Annotated in this window: 13 protein-coding genes; 7 read left to right on the top strand and 6 right to left on the bottom strand. The window is 74.3% G+C overall.

What is annotated here, in order from left to right; translation table 11 throughout:
- Positions 1-207 precede the first annotated feature (207 nt).
- Complete coding sequence (locus tag B5D80_RS16730; protein ID WP_088644814.1) at positions 208-1,968, bottom strand: NAD+ synthase; 1,761 nt, start codon at positions 1,966-1,968, stop codon at positions 208-210.
- A gap of 245 nt (positions 1,969-2,213) precedes the next feature.
- On the opposite strand from B5D80_RS16730, the gene glnA reads away from it, so the two are divergent.
- The 4 genes from glnA (at position 2,214) to B5D80_RS16710 (ending at position 5,430) form a co-directional block, all read left to right on the top strand.
- Positions 2,214-3,563, top strand: a complete 1,350-nt coding sequence (glnA, locus tag B5D80_RS16725) for a type I glutamate--ammonia ligase (RefSeq protein WP_088644813.1) — start codon at positions 2,214-2,216, stop codon at positions 3,561-3,563.
- Positions 3,564-3,731: 168 nt separating this feature from the next.
- Complete coding sequence (locus B5D80_RS16720; protein ID WP_088644812.1) at positions 3,732-4,157, top strand: DUF350 domain-containing protein; 426 nt, start codon at positions 3,732-3,734, stop codon at positions 4,155-4,157.
- A 40-nt stretch (positions 4,158-4,197) separates the two neighbouring features.
- The gene (locus B5D80_RS16715; RefSeq protein ID WP_088644811.1) at positions 4,198-4,890 is read left to right on the top strand and encodes a helix-turn-helix transcriptional regulator; all 693 of its coding nucleotides are present in this window, start codon (positions 4,198-4,200) and stop codon (positions 4,888-4,890) included.
- A 165-nt stretch (positions 4,891-5,055) separates the two neighbouring features.
- Positions 5,056-5,430 carry a VOC family protein gene (locus tag B5D80_RS16710; protein ID WP_088644810.1) on the top strand — a complete coding sequence of 125 codons (375 nt, stop codon included), beginning with the start codon at positions 5,056-5,058 and terminating at the stop codon, positions 5,428-5,430.
- Between the two features lie 103 nt (positions 5,431-5,533).
- Here the strand turns inward: B5D80_RS16710 and B5D80_RS16705 are convergent, their stop codons facing one another.
- Together B5D80_RS16705 and B5D80_RS16700 are read right to left on the bottom strand one after the other, a co-directional pair.
- The gene (locus B5D80_RS16705) at positions 5,534-6,004 is read right to left on the bottom strand and encodes a hypothetical protein (protein ID WP_088644809.1); all 471 of its coding nucleotides are present in this window, start codon (positions 6,002-6,004) and stop codon (positions 5,534-5,536) included.
- 210 nt (positions 6,005-6,214) lie between these two features.
- Entirely contained in the window at positions 6,215-7,150 is a 936-nt protein-coding gene (locus B5D80_RS16700) for a S66 peptidase family protein (protein WP_088644808.1), read from the bottom strand.
- A 79-nt stretch (positions 7,151-7,229) separates the two neighbouring features.
- Between B5D80_RS16700 and B5D80_RS16695 the strand changes: the two genes are divergently transcribed.
- Both B5D80_RS16695 and B5D80_RS16690 read left to right on the top strand, forming a co-directional pair.
- Positions 7,230-7,994: a type 1 glutamine amidotransferase gene (locus B5D80_RS16695; protein WP_088644807.1), complete on the top strand. Its 765-nt coding sequence runs from the start codon at positions 7,230-7,232 to the stop codon at positions 7,992-7,994.
- A gap of 1 nt (position 7,995) precedes the next feature.
- A complete protein-coding gene (locus B5D80_RS16690; RefSeq protein WP_088644806.1) occupies positions 7,996-11,019 on the top strand; it encodes a bifunctional [glutamine synthetase] adenylyltransferase/[glutamine synthetase]-adenylyl-L-tyrosine phosphorylase in 3,024 nt (1,007 codons plus the stop codon).
- Positions 11,020-11,156: 137 nt separating this feature from the next.
- Here the strand turns inward: B5D80_RS16690 and B5D80_RS16685 are convergent, their stop codons facing one another.
- On the bottom strand, positions 11,157-11,546 hold the full coding sequence (locus B5D80_RS16685; RefSeq protein ID WP_088644805.1) for a peptidase inhibitor family I36 protein: 390 nt from the start codon (positions 11,544-11,546) through the stop codon (positions 11,157-11,159).
- A 315-nt stretch (positions 11,547-11,861) separates the two neighbouring features.
- Positions 11,862-13,652, bottom strand: a complete 1,791-nt coding sequence (locus B5D80_RS16680) for an SAM-dependent methyltransferase (RefSeq protein ID WP_088644868.1) — start codon at positions 13,650-13,652, stop codon at positions 11,862-11,864.
- Positions 13,653-13,756: 104 nt separating this feature from the next.
- Between B5D80_RS16680 and B5D80_RS16675 the strand changes: the two genes are divergently transcribed.
- Positions 13,757-14,377: a helix-turn-helix domain-containing protein gene (locus tag B5D80_RS16675; protein WP_245854659.1), complete on the top strand. Its 621-nt coding sequence runs from the start codon at positions 13,757-13,759 to the stop codon at positions 14,375-14,377.
- 272 nt (positions 14,378-14,649) lie between these two features.
- Here B5D80_RS16675 and B5D80_RS33915 read toward each other — a convergent pair.
- Positions 14,650-15,902 (bottom strand): hypothetical protein (locus tag B5D80_RS33915; protein WP_088644804.1); only part of this gene is annotated, 1,253 nt, incomplete at its 5' end.

Below are 15,902 nucleotides of genomic sequence, written 5' to 3'. Positions count from 1 at the left end.
CTCCTTTCCTCGAGGCCGCTGTCGCGGTCCCCGGGTTCTGCCGCGATCGTCGCACCGCGCGACCTGTCGACGGCAGGGAACAGTGCAGGATTTCACTCCGCCGGGGTGACGCCGACCGACCGGGGCCGGCCGGCGTCGGGTGCCCAGCCGACCGGAGGGCGGCCGGCCCGGGACTGCTCGACCGGCCGGCGGCCGGCCCGAGGTCGTTCAGCCGTCCTCGCGCCAGCGGTTGGTGATCGGCAGCCGACGGTCGCGGCCGAACGCCTTCATCGAGATCTTCGTACCCGGCGCGGACTGCCGACGCTTGTACTCGGCGGTGTCCACCAGCCGCAGCACCCGGTCGACGACCGCCGGGTCGTGGCCGGACTCGACCAGGCCGGCCCGGCCCAGGTCGCCGTCGACGTAGCCGATCAGGATCGGGTCCAGCACGTCGTAGTCGGGCAGGCTGTCGCTGTCGAGCTGGCCGGGGCTCAGCTCGGCCGACGGGGGCTTGCCGATGGAGTTCTCCGGGATCGGCGGGGTCTCGCCCCGGCGGGCCGCGTCGGCGTTGCGCCACTTCGCCAGCCGCCAGATCAGCGTCTTCCAGACGTCCTTGACCGGGTTGAACCCGCCGACCGAGTCGCCGTAGAGGGTCGAGTAGCCGACCGCCAGCTCGCTCTTGTTGCCGGTGGTGAGGACCAGGTGGCCCTCCTGGTTCGACAGTGCCATCAGGATCACCCCGCGCACCCGGGCCTGGAGGTTCTCCACCGCCACGCCGGACAGCGAGATGTTCGCCAGGAAGGTGTCCACCATCGGCTGGATCGGCTCGACCCGGTAGTCCAGGCCGGTGCGCTTGGCGAGGTCCTCCGCGTCGGCCCGGGAGTGCTCCGAGGAGTGCTGGCTGGGCAGTGACACGCCGACCACCCGCTGCGGCCCGAGCGCGTCGACGGCCAGCGCGGCCACCACCGCCGAGTCGATGCCGCCGGACAGGCCCAGCACCACCGAGGGGAACCGGTTCTTGTTGACGTAGTCGCGCAGGCCCAGCACCAGCGCCTGCCACACCTCGGCCTCGTCGGCCACCGGGGCCATCAGGCCGCCGTCGGCCGCCGGCCCGCTCGGGGCCGCCGGCACCCCCTCGACGGTACGGCGTACCACCCGCATCCCGTCGGCGAGATCCTCGGTGTCGGCGGCGTGCGGGCCCGCCCCGGCCAGCGCCACGTCGTGCACGAGCAGGTGCTCGACGAACTGCGGCGCGCGGGTGAGCAGGTCGCCGTCGGGCGTGACGATCATGGAGTCGCCCTCGAAGACCAGCTCGTCCTGGCCGCCGACCATGTTGACGTACGCGACAGGTGCACCGGCCTCGGCGGCCCGGCGGCGCACCAGCGGCAGCCGGACGTCGTCCTTGTTCAGCTCGTACGGCGAGCCGTTGATGTTGACCACCAGGCCGACGCCGGCCTGCCGGGCCACCGCGAACGGGCCGCCGGCCTGCCACAGGTCCTCGCAGATGGTCAACGCCACGTCCACCCCGCCCACCCGGACCACGGTCAGGGTGTCGCCGGGCACGAAGTAGCGGTCCTCGTCGAAGACGCCGTAGTTGGGCAGGTGGTGCTTGAAGTAGTGGGCCACCACCCCGCCCCGGTGCAGCAGCGCGGCGGCGTTGCGGGCCCCCCGGCCCGGTTGGGCGTCCCCGCTGACCTGCGGCGGACCGTCGGCGTCCAGGTAGCCGACCACGACCGGCAGGTCGCCCAGGCCGTCGGCGGCCAGGTCGGCGGCGAGCTGCCGCAGCGCGGCCTGCGAGGCGGCGACGAAGGAACGACGGAAGACCAGGTCCTCGACCGGGTAGCCGGTGAGCACCATCTCCGGGAAGGCGACCAGTTGGGCGCCGGCGTCGGCGGCCCGACGGGTCCAGGCGCGGATCAGCTCGGCGTTGCCGGCCGTGTCGCCGACGGTCGGGTTGACCTGGCACAGGGCCAGACGCAGGGTGGGCATGCCCTCATCTTGCCCCAGCGACAGCCGGTCAATCCGGTGGCTCCGACGAGACACCGGCCACCCTTTCGCCGCGCCCGCCCGGCCCGCCGCTGGTGGCGGGGCCGCCCGACGATCCGGCCGTCGGGACACCGCAGGACGAGCGACGGCAGGTCGCGTAACGTCTGCTTAACCAGGCCGGTGAAGACTGGGCGGTCAGGACGGACCGGCCGACCGGTGCCGGACGTACGTGGCGAGGGGTTGGGGAAGTGGACCGTCAGCAGGAGTTCGTCCTCCGTACGCTGGAAGAGCGGGACATCCGGTTCGTCCGGCTGTGGTTCACCGATGTGCTGGGCACGCTCAAGAGCGTCTCAGTGGCCCCGGCGGAGCTGGAGGCGGCCTTCGAGGAGGGCATCGGGTTCGACGGCTCGGCCATCGAGGGTTTCGCCCGGGTCTTCGAGTCCGACATGGTCGCCATGCCGGACCCGACGACCTTCCAGGTGTTCCCGTTCGAGGGCGGGGTCAGCGGCGAGAGCGCCCGGATGTTCTGCGACATCCTGCTGCCCGACGGCGGCCCGTCCTGGGCCGACCCGCGGCACGTGCTGCGCCGGATGCTGTCCAAGGCGGCCGAGAAGGGCTTCACCTTCTACACCCACCCGGAGATCGAGTTCTTCCTGCTGGAGAACGGCCCGCAGGACGGCTCGGTGCCCACCGCCGTGGACACCGGCGGCTACTTCGAGCACACCACGCACGCCGTGGCGCGGGACTTCCGCCGCCAGGCCGTGCTGGCGCTGGAGCGGATCGGCATCTCGGTGGAGTTCAGCCACCACGAGGTCGCCCCCGGCCAGCAGGAGATCGACCTGCGGTACGCCGACGCGCTGACCACCGCCGACAACATCATGACCTTCCGGCATGTGGTCAAGGAGGTGGCGCTCTCCACCGGCGTGCAGGCCAGCTTCATGCCGAAGCCGTTCACCGACCAGCCGGGCAGCGGCATGCACACCCACCTGTCGCTGTTCGAGGGGGAGCGCAACGCGTTCCACGACTCCGGCGACCCGATGAAACTGTCGAAGGTGGCGAAGTCGTTCATCGCCGGCCTGCTGATGCACGCCCGGGAGTACACCGCCGTCACCAACCAGTGGGTCAACTCGTACAAGCGGCTGTTCCCGCAGGCGTTGCCGGACCGGATCACCGAGAGCCCGGCGTACGTCTGCTGGGGGCACCTGAACCGGTCCGCGCTGGTCCGGGTGCCCGCGTACGGCAAGCCGAACTCGGCCCGGGTGGAGGTCCGGTCGCTGGACTCGGCGACCAACCCGTACCTGGCGTTCGCCGTCATGCTCGGCGCCGGCCTCAAGGGCATCGAGGAGGGCTACGAGCTGCCGCCGGGCGCGGAGGACGACGTGTGGTCGTTGAGCAGCGCCGAACGGCGGGCGATGGGCTACGAGGCGCTGCCGGAGAACCTGTCCGAGGCGATCGACGTGATGGCCGGCTCCGAGCTGGTCGCCGAGGTGCTCGGCGAGCACGTCTTCGACTTCTTCCTGCGCAACAAGCGGGCCGAGTGGGAGCAGTACCGCCGCGAGGTCACCCCGTACGAGCGGCAGCGTTACCTGTCGCTGTAGCGCGTACCGCCGCCGGCCGGGTCGTCCGCGCCCGGCCGGGGCGGCCCGGCTGCACCGGCGTCCCGCGTATCCGCCGCTGCGGAGGGTGTCGGGGGTTGCGCGGTGCCGCTATCGTCTCGATCACCGTGCCGGCACCTCCGCCGGGCGCAGGAGGTCGGGAGGCCGTCGGTGCTGGAAGATCTGCTCACCGGAGCATGGCAGAGCGTCGTGTTCGGTGTCGTCGGGGTGGCGCTGATGGCGGCCGGCTTCGTGCTGGTCGACGTGCTCACCCCGGGCAAGCTGCGCGAGCTGATCTGGGTGCAGCGCAACGGCAACGCCGGGCTGCTGCTGGCCGCCAACCAGCTCGGTGTCGCCGGCATCGTCTTCACCGCGATCGTCACCAGCTACGACGACTTCGCCAAGGGGCTCGCCTCGACGGTGCTCTTCGGCCTGATCGGGTTGGCCGTCATGGCGCTCGCCTTCGGTGTGCTGGACCTGCTCACCCCGGGCAAGCTCGGTGAGGTCATCTGCTCGGACCAGCCGCACCCGGCGGCCCGGGTCAGCGCCGCCACCCACTTCGGCGCGGCCCTGATCGTCTGCGCCTGCATCGCCTGAACCGGGGGCAGGTGTCGTACCCCCGTCGTAGCGTGCGGGGGTGAACCGGACGGATCGTCTCTATGCCCTGGTGGAGGAACTGCGGGCGGTGTCGCCCCGGCCGCGCAGCGCCCGCTGGCTGGCCGACCGGTTCGAGGTGAGCACCCGCACCGTCGAACGCGACATCGTCGCCCTCCAGGGTTCCGGCGTGCCGATCTGGGCCGAGCCCGGCCGCACCGGCGGTTACGTGGTCGACCGGTCGCACACCCTGCCGCCGGTCAACCTGACCGCCACCGAGGCGGTGGCGATGGCGGTGGCCCTGCACCGGCTCGCCGGCACCCCGTTCGCCATGGCCGGCGGCACGGCGCTGCGCAAACTGCTCGCGGTGCTGCCGGCCGCCGACGCCGCCGACGCGCGCCTGCTCGCCGGCCGGGTGCTGCTGGTCGGTTCCGGGCCGGCCACCTCCGTCCCGGCCGTCGTCGCCGACGCGGTCGCCGCCCGCCGGGTGCTGCGCCTGCGGTACGCCGACCGCTGCGGGGTGTCCTCGGCGCGCGAGGTCGAGCCGCTGGGCTACCTCGGCAACGACCGCCACTGGTACCTGCTCGCCTGGTGCCGGCTGCGCGCCGGCCTGCGCTGCTTCCGTACCGACCGGATCGTCGCGGTCGAGGCGTCGCCGGAGCGGGTGACCCGGGAGTTCTCCCCGGCCGACCTGGACGTCCCGGCCGAGCGGGTGCGCCGGCTGACCCTGGTCTGACTGTGAGCCCGGCGCGGGCCGCCCGACCGGTCGGCGCGCGGGCCGTCTGACGGATCGGTGTCCGGACCGGTCGGTAAACACCGACAGGACGGTGTCGCGGACACCCGGGAGGCTGGCTGCCGAGCCCGCCGGCCACCCGGTCGGCGGGGGAACAGGAGGCAACGCGTGACCAGCACACCCGTCACCTGGTTCGAGATCGGCACCGACCGGCCGGACGAGGCGCAGGGCTTCTACGCGGAGTTGTTCGGCTGGACCTTCACCGAGGAGGGAACGGCCGAGGGCGGCTCCTACCGGACGACCACGGCGGGGGAGCCGACCGGCATCGGCGGCGGCATCCGGGCTCTCGCCGAGGGCGCACCCGGCTACGCGATCCTCTACGCCGAGGTGGCCGACGTGGCGCAGGCGTGCGGGCGGGCCGAGGCGGCGGGCGGCACGGTGCTGACCCCGCCCCGGACCACGCCGGGCGGCCTGACCCTCGCCCTGCTGCGCGACCCGGTGGGCACCCACCTCGGCCTCTTCTCCTCAGGGGCCACCGCCTGAGACGAGGGGGCCGAAGTTGTGGTGTCCCAGTGCGTCGGACACCGCAACTTCGGCCCTGCTGCGTCGATCTTCGGCCCGCCGGGTCGGGTGGGCCGCAGGTGGGTCACTTGCCGGGCGTACCCTCCGGGCCGCCGTGGTGGCCGCGCCCGGCCGGGCCCGGGAAGACCCCGGCCTCGACGGCCTTGGTGATCGCGTCGGCCTGCTCCTGGGTGAGCTTGCCGTCCTTGACCGCCTGGGCCAGCCGCTCCGCCAGCTTCTCCTGCCGGTCCTGCGGCGACGGGCGCTCCGGCCGGTCACCCTTGGGGCGGTGCTGCTCACGCACCTTCTCCAGGGCGGCGGTCACCTTGTCGGTGTCGACCCCCAGCTCCTTGGCGAGCGCCTCGGCGAACTCGTTCTGCCGGTCGGCGCGCTGCTGCTGCCGGTCGGCGCCCGGCTCGGCCTCGCTGCTGACGCCGGCGGTCGGGGTCGCCGACTCCTCGGCGAAGGCCACCGTCGGAGCGGCGATCCCCACCCCGAGCACGCCGGCGGCAGCGAGGCCGACCAGCAGCTGCTTCTTCGACATCGTGCGGGACATCAGTCCTCCATGGGTCGGTGCTGTTGACGTCACCGACAGTGACCGCCGAACCTGGAAAACCCCCGTCCCGACCCTGTCCGCCAGCTGAAAATTCCACCCCTGGCCTCGGTGATCAAGAGGTTTCGGTCAGGAATGCGCTTTCCTTGAACGCGAACCTCTTGATCACCGGACCGAGGCGATGCCTGCGGCGCGAGGGCGGCGGGGCGGGGGTTACCGGACGGCGGGGGTGACGGTGAGGGTGCCGGCGGTGGCGTCCAGGGTGGCGCCGGTGCCGACGGGGACGGTGAGCTGCCCGGGACCGTGGCCGATCGGCAGGCCGCCGAGGACCGGCACGCCGAGGTCGCCCAGCCGGTCGGTGAGCACGTCCACGACTGTGGTGTCCCAGCCGTCCGCGCAGTCGGTGAACTGGCCCACCGCGACCCCGGCCAGGCCGTCGAGCACCCCGGCCCGGCGCAGGTGGGTGAGCATCCGGTCGACCTTGTACGGCGGCTCCTGCACCTCCTCGACCAGCAGCACCGCCCCGGTCAGGTCCGGCATGTCCGGGGTGCCGAGGGTGGCGGTGATCAGGCAGAGGTTCCCGCCGAGCAGCCGGCCCACCGCCCGGCCGGGAACCCGCACCGGATACGTCTCCTCCCCGGGCACCGCCTCGACGGTGACCGGCGCGGTGGTCATCAGCGCGGTGTGCAGCGACTCGGCGGACAGCAGCGGGGTCCGCTCGTCGACCCAGGCCGCCCCGGGGCCGTGCACCCCGGCCAGCCGGGCACCCCGCCAGAGCGCGAACTGCAGGGCGGTGATGTCGGAGAACCCGGCCACCACCTTCGGGTCCCGCCGCACGGCGGCCATGTCGATCAGGTCCACCACCCGCTGCGCGCCGTACCCGCCCCGGGTGCAGATCACCCCGCGCACCTTCGGGTCGGCGAAGGCGGCGTTCAGGTCCGCGGCGCGCAGCGCGTCGTCACCGGCGAGGTAACCCCGTCGGGCGTACGCGTTCGGTGCCACCTGCGGGCGCAGCCCCCAGCCGGTCAGCAGTTCGATGCCCCGGGCCACCCGCTCCGGCCGGGTCGGCCCGGACGGGGAGACCAGCAGCACCGTGTCCCCTTCCCGCAGCACGGGCGGACGCAGGACGGACGGGTCGTCGGCGGTCACAGCGGCCGAGCATAGCCGCCCCGCCGGGCGGACCGAGGCGTTCCCGGCGGCGGTCGACGCACCCGCTAGCCTCGACGGCGTGGGAACCGCACTGGTGATCGAGAACGACCCGACCGACGACCCCCGACGGCTGGGGGAGTGGCTGGTGGAGGGGGGCCTTGAGCTGCGGGTACTGCGTCCGCACGCCGGTGACGGGATCCCCGACGACCTCGACGGGTACGTGGCGCTGGTGGTGCTCGGCGGTGACCAGCACGCCTACCCGGCCCCCGACGGCACCCCGGGCGCACCCTGGTTCCCGAAGCTCGAAGGGTTGCTGCGCAAGGCGGTCCGGCACCGGGTGCCGACCCTCGGCGTCTGCCTCGGCGCGCAACTGCTCGCCACCGCGCACGCCGGCCTGGTCGAGCGCAGCCCGTCCGGCCCCGAGGTGGGCCCGGGGGTGGTCGGCCGGCGCGACGCCGCCGAGAGCGACCTGCTGTTCCGGTACGTGCCGCTGATCCCGGACGTGCTCCAGTGGCACACCGACGAGATCACCGAGCTGCCCCGGGCCGCCACCCTGCTGGCCGCCTCGACCCGCTACCCGCACCAGGCGTTCCGGCTCGGCGACCGGGCCTGGGGCCTGCAGTTCCACATCGAGTGCGACACCGCGATGATCGCCGAATGGGCGCACGGCTCCGCGCTGCTCGCCGAGTTGGGCTACGACGAGGACCTGGTGGTGGCCGCCTGCGACCGGGTGATGGCCGACGTCGAGGAGGTATGGCAGCCGTTCGCCGTCCGGTTCGCCGCCCTCGCCCTCGGTGAACTGGACGACGACACCCGCCGCAGCCTGCCCCTGCTCGGGCACTGAGATGAGCAGACCGACGAGGGGACGGTTGGCCCGCTACGGGTTCGCCGAGGGCGACGGTGGCGTCCGCGCCGCCGACCTGCTCGGGGCGGACGGCCTCGGGCTGTGGCAGGCCGACGAGCAGGAACCCACCGACAGGTCGGCGGCCGACCTGCTGGCCGCGCTCTCCCGGGCCGCCGACCCGGACCTGGCGCTGCGCCAACTGCACCGGATGGTGGAGACCGAACGCCGCACCGCCGCCGCCGACGCGACCGGATCGGAGCTGCTGGCCGCGCTCGCCGCCGACCCGGGACTGCGCCGCCGGCTGGTCGCCGTGCTCGGCGCCTCCGCCGCCCTCGGTGACCACCTGGTCGCCAACCCCGGTCAGTGGACGGTGCTCCGCACCGCCCCGGACGGGCTGGCCCCCACCGCCGACGGGCGGCTCGACCTGGCGCTCGCCGGGCGGCTGACCACCGCCACCGCGCCGGTGGCGGTGCTGCGGCAGGCGTACCGGCTGGCGTTGCTGCGGATCGCGGCGGCCGACCTGACCGGCGGACGCGGCCTGGAGCAGGTGATGGCGGCGCTGTCCGCGCTGGCCGACGCCACCCTCGCGGCGGCGTACGAGATCGCGGTGGGTGAGCTGCCGGCGGGCACGTCCCGGCCCCGGCTGGCCGTGGTGGCGATGGGCAAGTGCGGCGGCGACGAACTGAACTACGTCTCCGACGTCGACGTGATCTTCGTGGCCGCGACCGACGAGGACCTGCCCGCCGCGACCACCGTCGCCGCCCGGCTGATCCACGTCTGCGGGCTGGTCGCCTGGCCGGTGGACGCCGCGCTGCGCCCCGAGGGCAACCGGGGGCCGCTGGTGCGCACCCTCGCCAGTCACCTCGCCTACTACCAGCGGTGGGCCCGCACCTGGGAGTTCCAGGCGCTGCTGAAGGCCCGGCCGGCCGCCGGTGACCTGGCGTTGGCCGGCGAGTGGATCGACGCGCTCGCCCCGCTGGTCTGGCGGGCGTCCGAGCGTCCCGAGGCGGTCTCCGACGTGCGCGCCATGCGCCGTCGGATCATCGACAACATCCCGCCGAAGGAGCTGGACCGCGAGATCAAGCGGGGTCCGGGCGGGCTGCGGGACATCGAGTTCGCCGTCCAACTGCTGCAACTGGTGCACGGCCGGGGCGACGAGTCGCTGCGGGTGCCGGGCACCGTGCCGGCGCTGCGCGCGCTGGTGGCCGGCGGCTACGTCGGGCGGGCCGACGGTGAGGCGCTGCTGCGCGGATACCGCTTCCTGCGCGGTGTCGAGCACCGGCTCCAGCTCCAGGCGCTGCGGCGGACCCACACCGTGCCGACCGAACCGGCCGCGCTGCGCTGGCTGGCCGCCGGGCTCGGCTACGCCGCCACCCCGGGCCGCAGCGCCGTGGAGAGCTTCCGCGCCGACTGGGTCGCCCACGCCACAGAGGTACGCCGGCTGCACGCCAAGCTGCTCTACCGGCCGCTGCTGGAGTCGGTTGCCCGGGTGCCCGCCGACGGCCTGCGGCTCACCCCGGAGGCGGCCCGGCACCGGCTGGAGATCCTCGGCTTCGCCGACCCGGCCGGGGCGCTGCGGCACCTCCAGGCCCTCACCGGCGGGGTGAGCCGGACGGCGGCCATCCAGCGCACCCTGCTGCCGGTGCTGCTCAGCGAGTTCGCCGACGCGCCCGAACCGGACCGGGGGCTGCTCAACTACCGCCAGGTCTCCGACAAGCTCGGCAGCACCCCGTGGTACCTGCGGCTGCTGCGCGACTCCGGCCCGGTGGCCCGCCGGCTGGCCCGGGTGCTGTCCTCGTCCCGGTACGCGGCCGACCTGCTGGCCCGGGAACCCGAGGCGCTGCGGCTGCTGGCCGAGGAGAACGAACTGACGCCCCGGCCCCGGGAGGTGCTCTGCGACGGGTTCGCCGCCGCCGCGGCCCGGCACGCCGACCCGGTCGAGGCGACCCGGGCGGTACGCGCGCTGCGCCGCCGGGAACTCGTCCGGATCGCCTGCGCCGACGTGCTCAGCCGGGCCGGCGGGTTGGCCCCGCGACCCGAGCGCGGCGCGCCTGCCGGCCCGCTGGCCGACGTCACCCGGGTCGGCACCGGCCTGTCGTACGTCACCGACGCCACCCTGTCCGCCGCGCTGCGCGCCGTCCGGGCCGCCCAGCCGGAGCTGCCCGGCCTGCGGTTCGCGGTGATCGGCCTCGGTCGCCTCGGCGGGTACGAGTCGAACTACCTCTCCGACGCCGACGTGCTGTTCGTCTACGACCCGCCGGCCGGTACGGCGGAGAGCACGGCCAGCGCCGCCGCGCACGCGATCGCCGAGGAACTGCGCCGCCTGCTCGGGGCCCCCGCCCCCGACCCGGCGCTCGGGGTCGACGCCGACCTGCGCCCCGAGGGACGGCAGGGGCCGCTGGTGCGCAGTCTCGCCGCGTACGCCCAGTACTACGCCCGCTGGTCGCGGGTGTGGGAGGCGCAGGCGCTGCTGCGGGCCCGGTTCGTCTGCGGCGACGCCGACCTGGGCACCGAGTTCGAGCAGATGGTCGACCCGGTCCGCTACCCGGCCGACGGGTTGACCCGGGAACAGGTGGTCGAGATCCGCCGGATCAAGGCCCGGGTGGAGAACGAACGGCTGCCCCGGGGCGCCGACCCGGCCACCCACACCAAGCTCGGCCGGGGTGGCCTCGCCGACGTCGAGTGGGCGGTGCAACTGCTCCAGCTCCGGCACGCCGGGGCGTACCCGCAGCTGCGCGGCACGCGTACCCTCGACGCGCTCGCGGCGGCCCGGGACGCCAAGCTGGTCGACCCGGCGGACGCCGTCGCGATGACCGCCGGGTGGACCCTCGCCGCCCAGGTCCGTAACGCGTTGATGCTGGTCCGGGGGCGCGCCGGGGACCAGTTGCCACGGCACGGGGTGGAGTTGGCCGGCGTGGTGCGGCTGCTCGGCGCGGACGACCCGGGTGAGTTCCTCGACCACTACCTGCGCACCGCCAGGCGGTCCCGGGCGGCGATGCAACGCGTCCTCGACGCCGGGGGTTGAGCCCCGGCGTCGAGGACGGCTGAGGGTACGCCGAATGAGCGCGTCACCCGATGGCGACGGCCTGGTAAATGGTCGCAGAACGCTTTTCCCGCACTATTTTCCAGGCTCCGGAAAATGGTGTTCCGAATGGTGCGGGGTCAGCACCAGATTTGCGCGTAGCTGATGGAGTCGTTCCACTGCAGGCCCCAGAACGTCCCGAGGTTGGAGATCTCGGTGCGTGGGCCGACGGTGATGGGGCTGTCGGAACGGTCGCCGTTGCGGTAGAGCTTGTAGGCGCAGGTGCCCCGGTTGCGGACCGAGGTGACCGCGTTGTCGGCGTTGGTGTTGACCAGGCTGGCGCTGCCGTTGAGCACGTCCAGGATGTTGAGGAAGCCGGCGTCCTTGTAGAGGCAGAGCGCGCCGGTGGAGGGGCAGCTCAGGGCCAGTGCGTCCGTCGTGGCGGGCGCTGCGGCCTGGGCCGGGGCGCCGGCGAGGACGGTGGTGCCGACGAGGGCGAGGCCCGCGAGTGTGGTCCCGATGTGTCGCATGGTTTCCTCCCGTGAAGTGGTGGCGGGGGGCATGGCGCGACGCGGCACATGGCCGGCCAGCGAGCGACCTTCGACCGAGACGTCGACTGTCAATGCTGAGAATTGCGGATACCCGCATGTACGGCGGCAGGACGTGCCTGCGCCGTCGTCCAACAGTTCTCCCAGAGGCCCCCGTGGCCTGTTGTCGGTCCTTAACCTACGTGAAGGAAAATGGGGCGTCAATACTTCTCGATTTCTTTGGTAGTTCGGCGATTTCCGCGACCGTGAGGATCTCCGGTCGGATCCCCCCATCGTGGACGGAGATCGGGGCCCGCCCTACCGGCGGCGAACCAGCACCAGATGGTCGACCAGGGTGCCGGTCTGGCCGTCGGGGCCGGTCGCCTGCCGCTGCGGCGCGTCCAGCCGTTCGACGTCCCAGCCGTCCGGGTCGAGGTCGAGGTCGGCCAGGGTCTCCTGCGGGGTGGGGAACCGGATGTGGTGGTGCGCGGCGTTGCCCCACGGCGGCACCGCCCCGTGCTCGACCACGAGCAGCCGGCCGCCCGGGGCGACCGCCCGCGCCGCCGCCCGCAGCACCTCGGCCCGGGGGAACTCCAGCGGCGACTGGAGGAACTGCGCGGAGACCAGGTCGAACTCCCCGGCCGGGAAGGTCCGGGCCAGGTCGTGCCGCTGGAAGTCGACCAGGGCCGCCACCCCGGCGGCGGTCACCGCGGCGGCCGACCGTTGCAGGGCTGCGGTGGAGACGTCGACGGCCGTCACCCGCCAGCCCTGCCGGGCCAACCACACCGCGTCGCCGCCCTCGCCGCATCCCAGGTCCAGCGCGGTGCCCGGCGGCAGCGCCCCGGCCACGTCCACCAGGTGCGGATTGGGCCGCCCGCTCCAGTACCGCTCCCGACCCCGGTACAGCTCGTCCCAGTGCCGGGCGGTCGCCTCGTCCACCGCTGCGGCCTGCCCGCCGTCGCGGTCGTCGGCCCCGGTCCGCTCGACCACGTTCCCGGTTCGCTCGACCCCGGCCGCGGCGCGGTCGTCCACCGCCCCGGTCCGCTCGTACGCGGGCGCGGCCTGCCCGGGTACTGTCGCGCGTCGCGCGGCGACGGCCCGGTCGGTGTCCTCGGCGATCAGGTCGGCGTTGAGGGCGGCGGCGGCCTTCAGCCCCGCCGCCGCGGCGGCGATGACGGTGGCCTGCGGATCGGTGACGTTGCCGGCCACCCAGACCCCGGGCACCCCGGCCGCGCCGGAGGCGTCGGCGGCGATCCGGTCACCGAAGGCGTGCCCGCCGACGACGAAGTCCTCCGGGGTCAACCCGAGCCCGGCGAGGAAGGCGGCCCGTGCGGCGAACCGGGGCGCGACCACCAGCGCCTCCCGGGGGACCACCCGCCCGGACCGCAGCCGTACGCCGGTGAGCCGGTCGGCGGTGACCTCCAGCTCCGCCACCTCGCCGTCGACCACGGTGACCCCCCGGGCGGCCAGCCGTTCCGCCTCGTCGGCGGACAACGGCCCGGCGGTGTGGGTGAAGACCACCACGTCGTCGGTGAGCTGCCGGAACAGCAGCGCCTGGTGGGCAGCCATCGGGCCGGTGGCGAGCACCCCGACGGCCTGGTCGCGCACCTCCCACCCGTGGCAGTACGGGCAGTGCAGCACGTCGCGGCCCCACCGCCCGGCCAGCCCCGGCACGTCGGGCAACTCGTCGACCAGGCCGGTGGTGACCAGCAGCCGCCGGGCGTGCAGCACCCGACCGTCGGCCAGCGTCACCGCGAACCGCGCCGGTCCGCCGCCGCCGGCCGGGCGGGTGCTCTCTCCGGTGCCGGCGGTCGGGCCCGCGCCGGTGGCACCGGGTACGCCGTCGAGCGGGTGGGCGGCGGTGACGGTGGCGTCGAGCAGGGTCACGCCGTACCGGGCCACCTCGGCCCGGCCCGTCGCGTACAGGGTGTCGGGTGGGACACCCTCGTTGGTCAGGAAGTTGTGCACGTGGTCGGCCGGGGCGTTGCGCGGGGTGCCGCCGTCGACCACCACCACGTCGCGGCGGAACCGGCCCAGGGCGAGCGCGCCGCTGAGCCCGGCCGCGCCGCCGCCGACCACCACCACGTCGTGCACCACCGGGTACGTCATGACCACTGCCTCCCTCCGCGCGGGTCCGTCCCGCCGATGCTCCGGATCGTCCGCCCGGATCGCCGCACTGCCAAAAATCGTTGCCGGAATGGCAAACTGGTGCGGTGACCGGCGAACCCAGCGACATCACCTCGGACGAGGTGCTCACCACGGTCGGGCCGCGGCTGCGGGCGCTACGGCAGCAGCGCGGCGTGACACTGAGTCAGCTCGGCGCGGCGACCGGCATCTCGGTCAGCACCCTGTCCCGGCTGGAGTCGGGCGGCCGCCGGCCCACCCTGGAACTCCTGCTCGCCCTGGCCCGCTTCCACCGGGTGCCGCTGGACGACCTGGTCGGCACGCCGATGATCGGGGATCCCCGGGTCCACCGCCGGCCGGTCGTCCGGCACGGCGTCACCATCGTGCCGTTGACCCGCCGCCCGGGTGGCGTCCAGGCGTACAAGATGGTGTACCCGCCGCGGGTGCCGGCGGGGGAGCCGACCCCGCAGGTGCACGAGGGGTACGAGTGGCTCTACGTGCTCTCCGGCCGGATCCGGCTGCTGCTCGGCGGGCACGACCTCACCCTCGACGCCGGTGAGGTCGCCGAGTTCGACACCCGCACGCCGCACTGGTTCGGCAACCCGTTCGAGCTGCCGGCCGAGATCCTCAGCCTCTTCGGCCCCCAGGGCGAACGCCTACACGTCCGCGCCCGCCCCACCCGCCCCACCGCCCCCGCCCAGTCGAGTTGATCAAGAGGTTGGCGTCACCCTGCCGCGAATCCGTGACGCCAACCTCTTGATCACGGGGCAACGGCGTGGTGATCAAGAGGTTGGCGTCGAAAATCCGGGGCAGGGCTGACGCCAACCTCTTGATCGCCCGGCCCGGACGGGGGTGGTCTGCGGTGATCAAGAGGTTTACGTCAGGAACGGCGACCAGGCTGACGCCAACCTCTTGATCAACACGAGCGGGCGCGAGCAGACGCGGGGTGAGTAGGCGCGGGGTGGGGGCGGGGGCCGGCGGGTCAGGAGTGGAGGGTCCAGGTGCCGGCGCGGGGGACGGTGACCAGGGTCCATGGGCCGTCGGCGGTGACGGTGGCGTCGGGTGAGACGGTCAGCCAGGGGGAGTGGTGGACCCGGACCGGGACCTGACCGGCGGCGGTGGTCCGGAACGTCAGCGTGGCGGCGTCCTGCCGGACCAGCACCCCGGGCGCGGCGACCAGGGGCGTCGGGTCGGTCACCGCGTACAACCGCCAGTGCCGGTCCGACCAGACCTCGGTCAGGTACGGCAACCCCGCCCCGACCAGTTCCGCCTCGGCCCGGCCCACCCAGGACAGCGGCGCGTCGGCGACGGCGACGTACTGCACGGCGTACTCGTCCAGCCAGGCCCGGTAGCTGTCGGCGGTCAACGGCACACCGGTGCCACCGGCCCCCGGGACGGTGGTGAAGAACAGCGGGTTGCGGCCGATGTCGACCTGACGCAGCCAGCCCCGAGCCAGCGGCACCTCGCCGAGCTGCGCGGCCTCCCAGTAGTTGCGGGTCGGCGGCACCTCCACCCGCCCGGTGAGCCCACGCCGGCCCAACTCGGCGGCGAGCGGGGCGAAGTAGCCCCGGTCGGCGGTCGGATCGTCGGCGCTGCGGACGTCGGCGGCGACCACCGGCGGCAGCCACCAGCACACTGCCGCCAGCAGCACGGCCAACGCCACCGCGCCGGTCCCGGCGGACAGACCGACAGGCGGGACCGGTCGGGTGGCCCCGCCGGACCCCGGGGCGGCCCGGCGGCGGGGCAGCCACGCGGTGAGCCGGGCGGGTGGCCGGGCGGCGGCGGCCAGCACCGGCAGCGCGAACATCGTCACCAGGCGGGTCGCGTTCAGGCCGACCGGGGTGTGCACCAGCGCCGCCGCCAGCACCCCGCCCGCCGACAGCAACGCCCCCACCCGCACCGGCCGGTACGCCACCAACGCCGCCACCAGCAGGCTGGCCGTGACTGACCGCAGGGTGTCGGTGCCGCTGATGTTCATCCAGCCGCCCTCGCCGAACAGCAGCCCGGTGACCGCCAGCGGCACCGCCGCCGCGACCCCGAGCAGCAGGCCGTCGGCCCACCGGCGGGTGACCAGCAGCGCCACCCCGGCCAGGCCGACGAACAGGCCCGCCACCGGGCTGCTCGCCGACGCGAGCACCGCGCCGGCCACCGCCAGGACCGGCCGGCCCCAGCGCCCGCCCCGTGCCCAGCGCCCGCCCCGGCCGGCCGGCCGCCAGGCCTCGCCCCGGCTGCCCG

This window comes from Micromonospora wenchangensis, assembly GCF_002210435.1.
In the GTDB taxonomy this organism is placed as follows: domain Bacteria; phylum Actinomycetota; class Actinomycetes; order Mycobacteriales; family Micromonosporaceae; genus Micromonospora; species Micromonospora wenchangensis.
This window is presented reverse-complemented; position numbering and strand designations above follow the sequence as displayed.

Excerpts from the sequence above, each read along its gene's own strand:
- B5D80_RS16680 (WP_088644868.1), bottom strand. The coding sequence starts at position 13,652 with ATGACGTACCCGGTGGTGCACGACGTGGTGGTGGTCGGCGGCGGCGCG.
- B5D80_RS16690 (WP_088644806.1), top strand. The coding sequence starts at position 7,996 with ATGAGCAGACCGACGAGGGGACGGTTGGCCCGCTACGGGTTCGCCGAG.
- B5D80_RS16705 (WP_088644809.1), bottom strand. The coding sequence starts at position 6,004 with ATGTCCCGCACGATGTCGAAGAAGCAGCTGCTGGTCGGCCTCGCTGCC.
- B5D80_RS16730 (WP_088644814.1), bottom strand. The coding sequence starts at position 1,968 with ATGCCCACCCTGCGTCTGGCCCTGTGCCAGGTCAACCCGACCGTCGGC.
- B5D80_RS16685 (WP_088644805.1), bottom strand. The coding sequence starts at position 11,546 with ATGCGACACATCGGGACCACACTCGCGGGCCTCGCCCTCGTCGGCACC.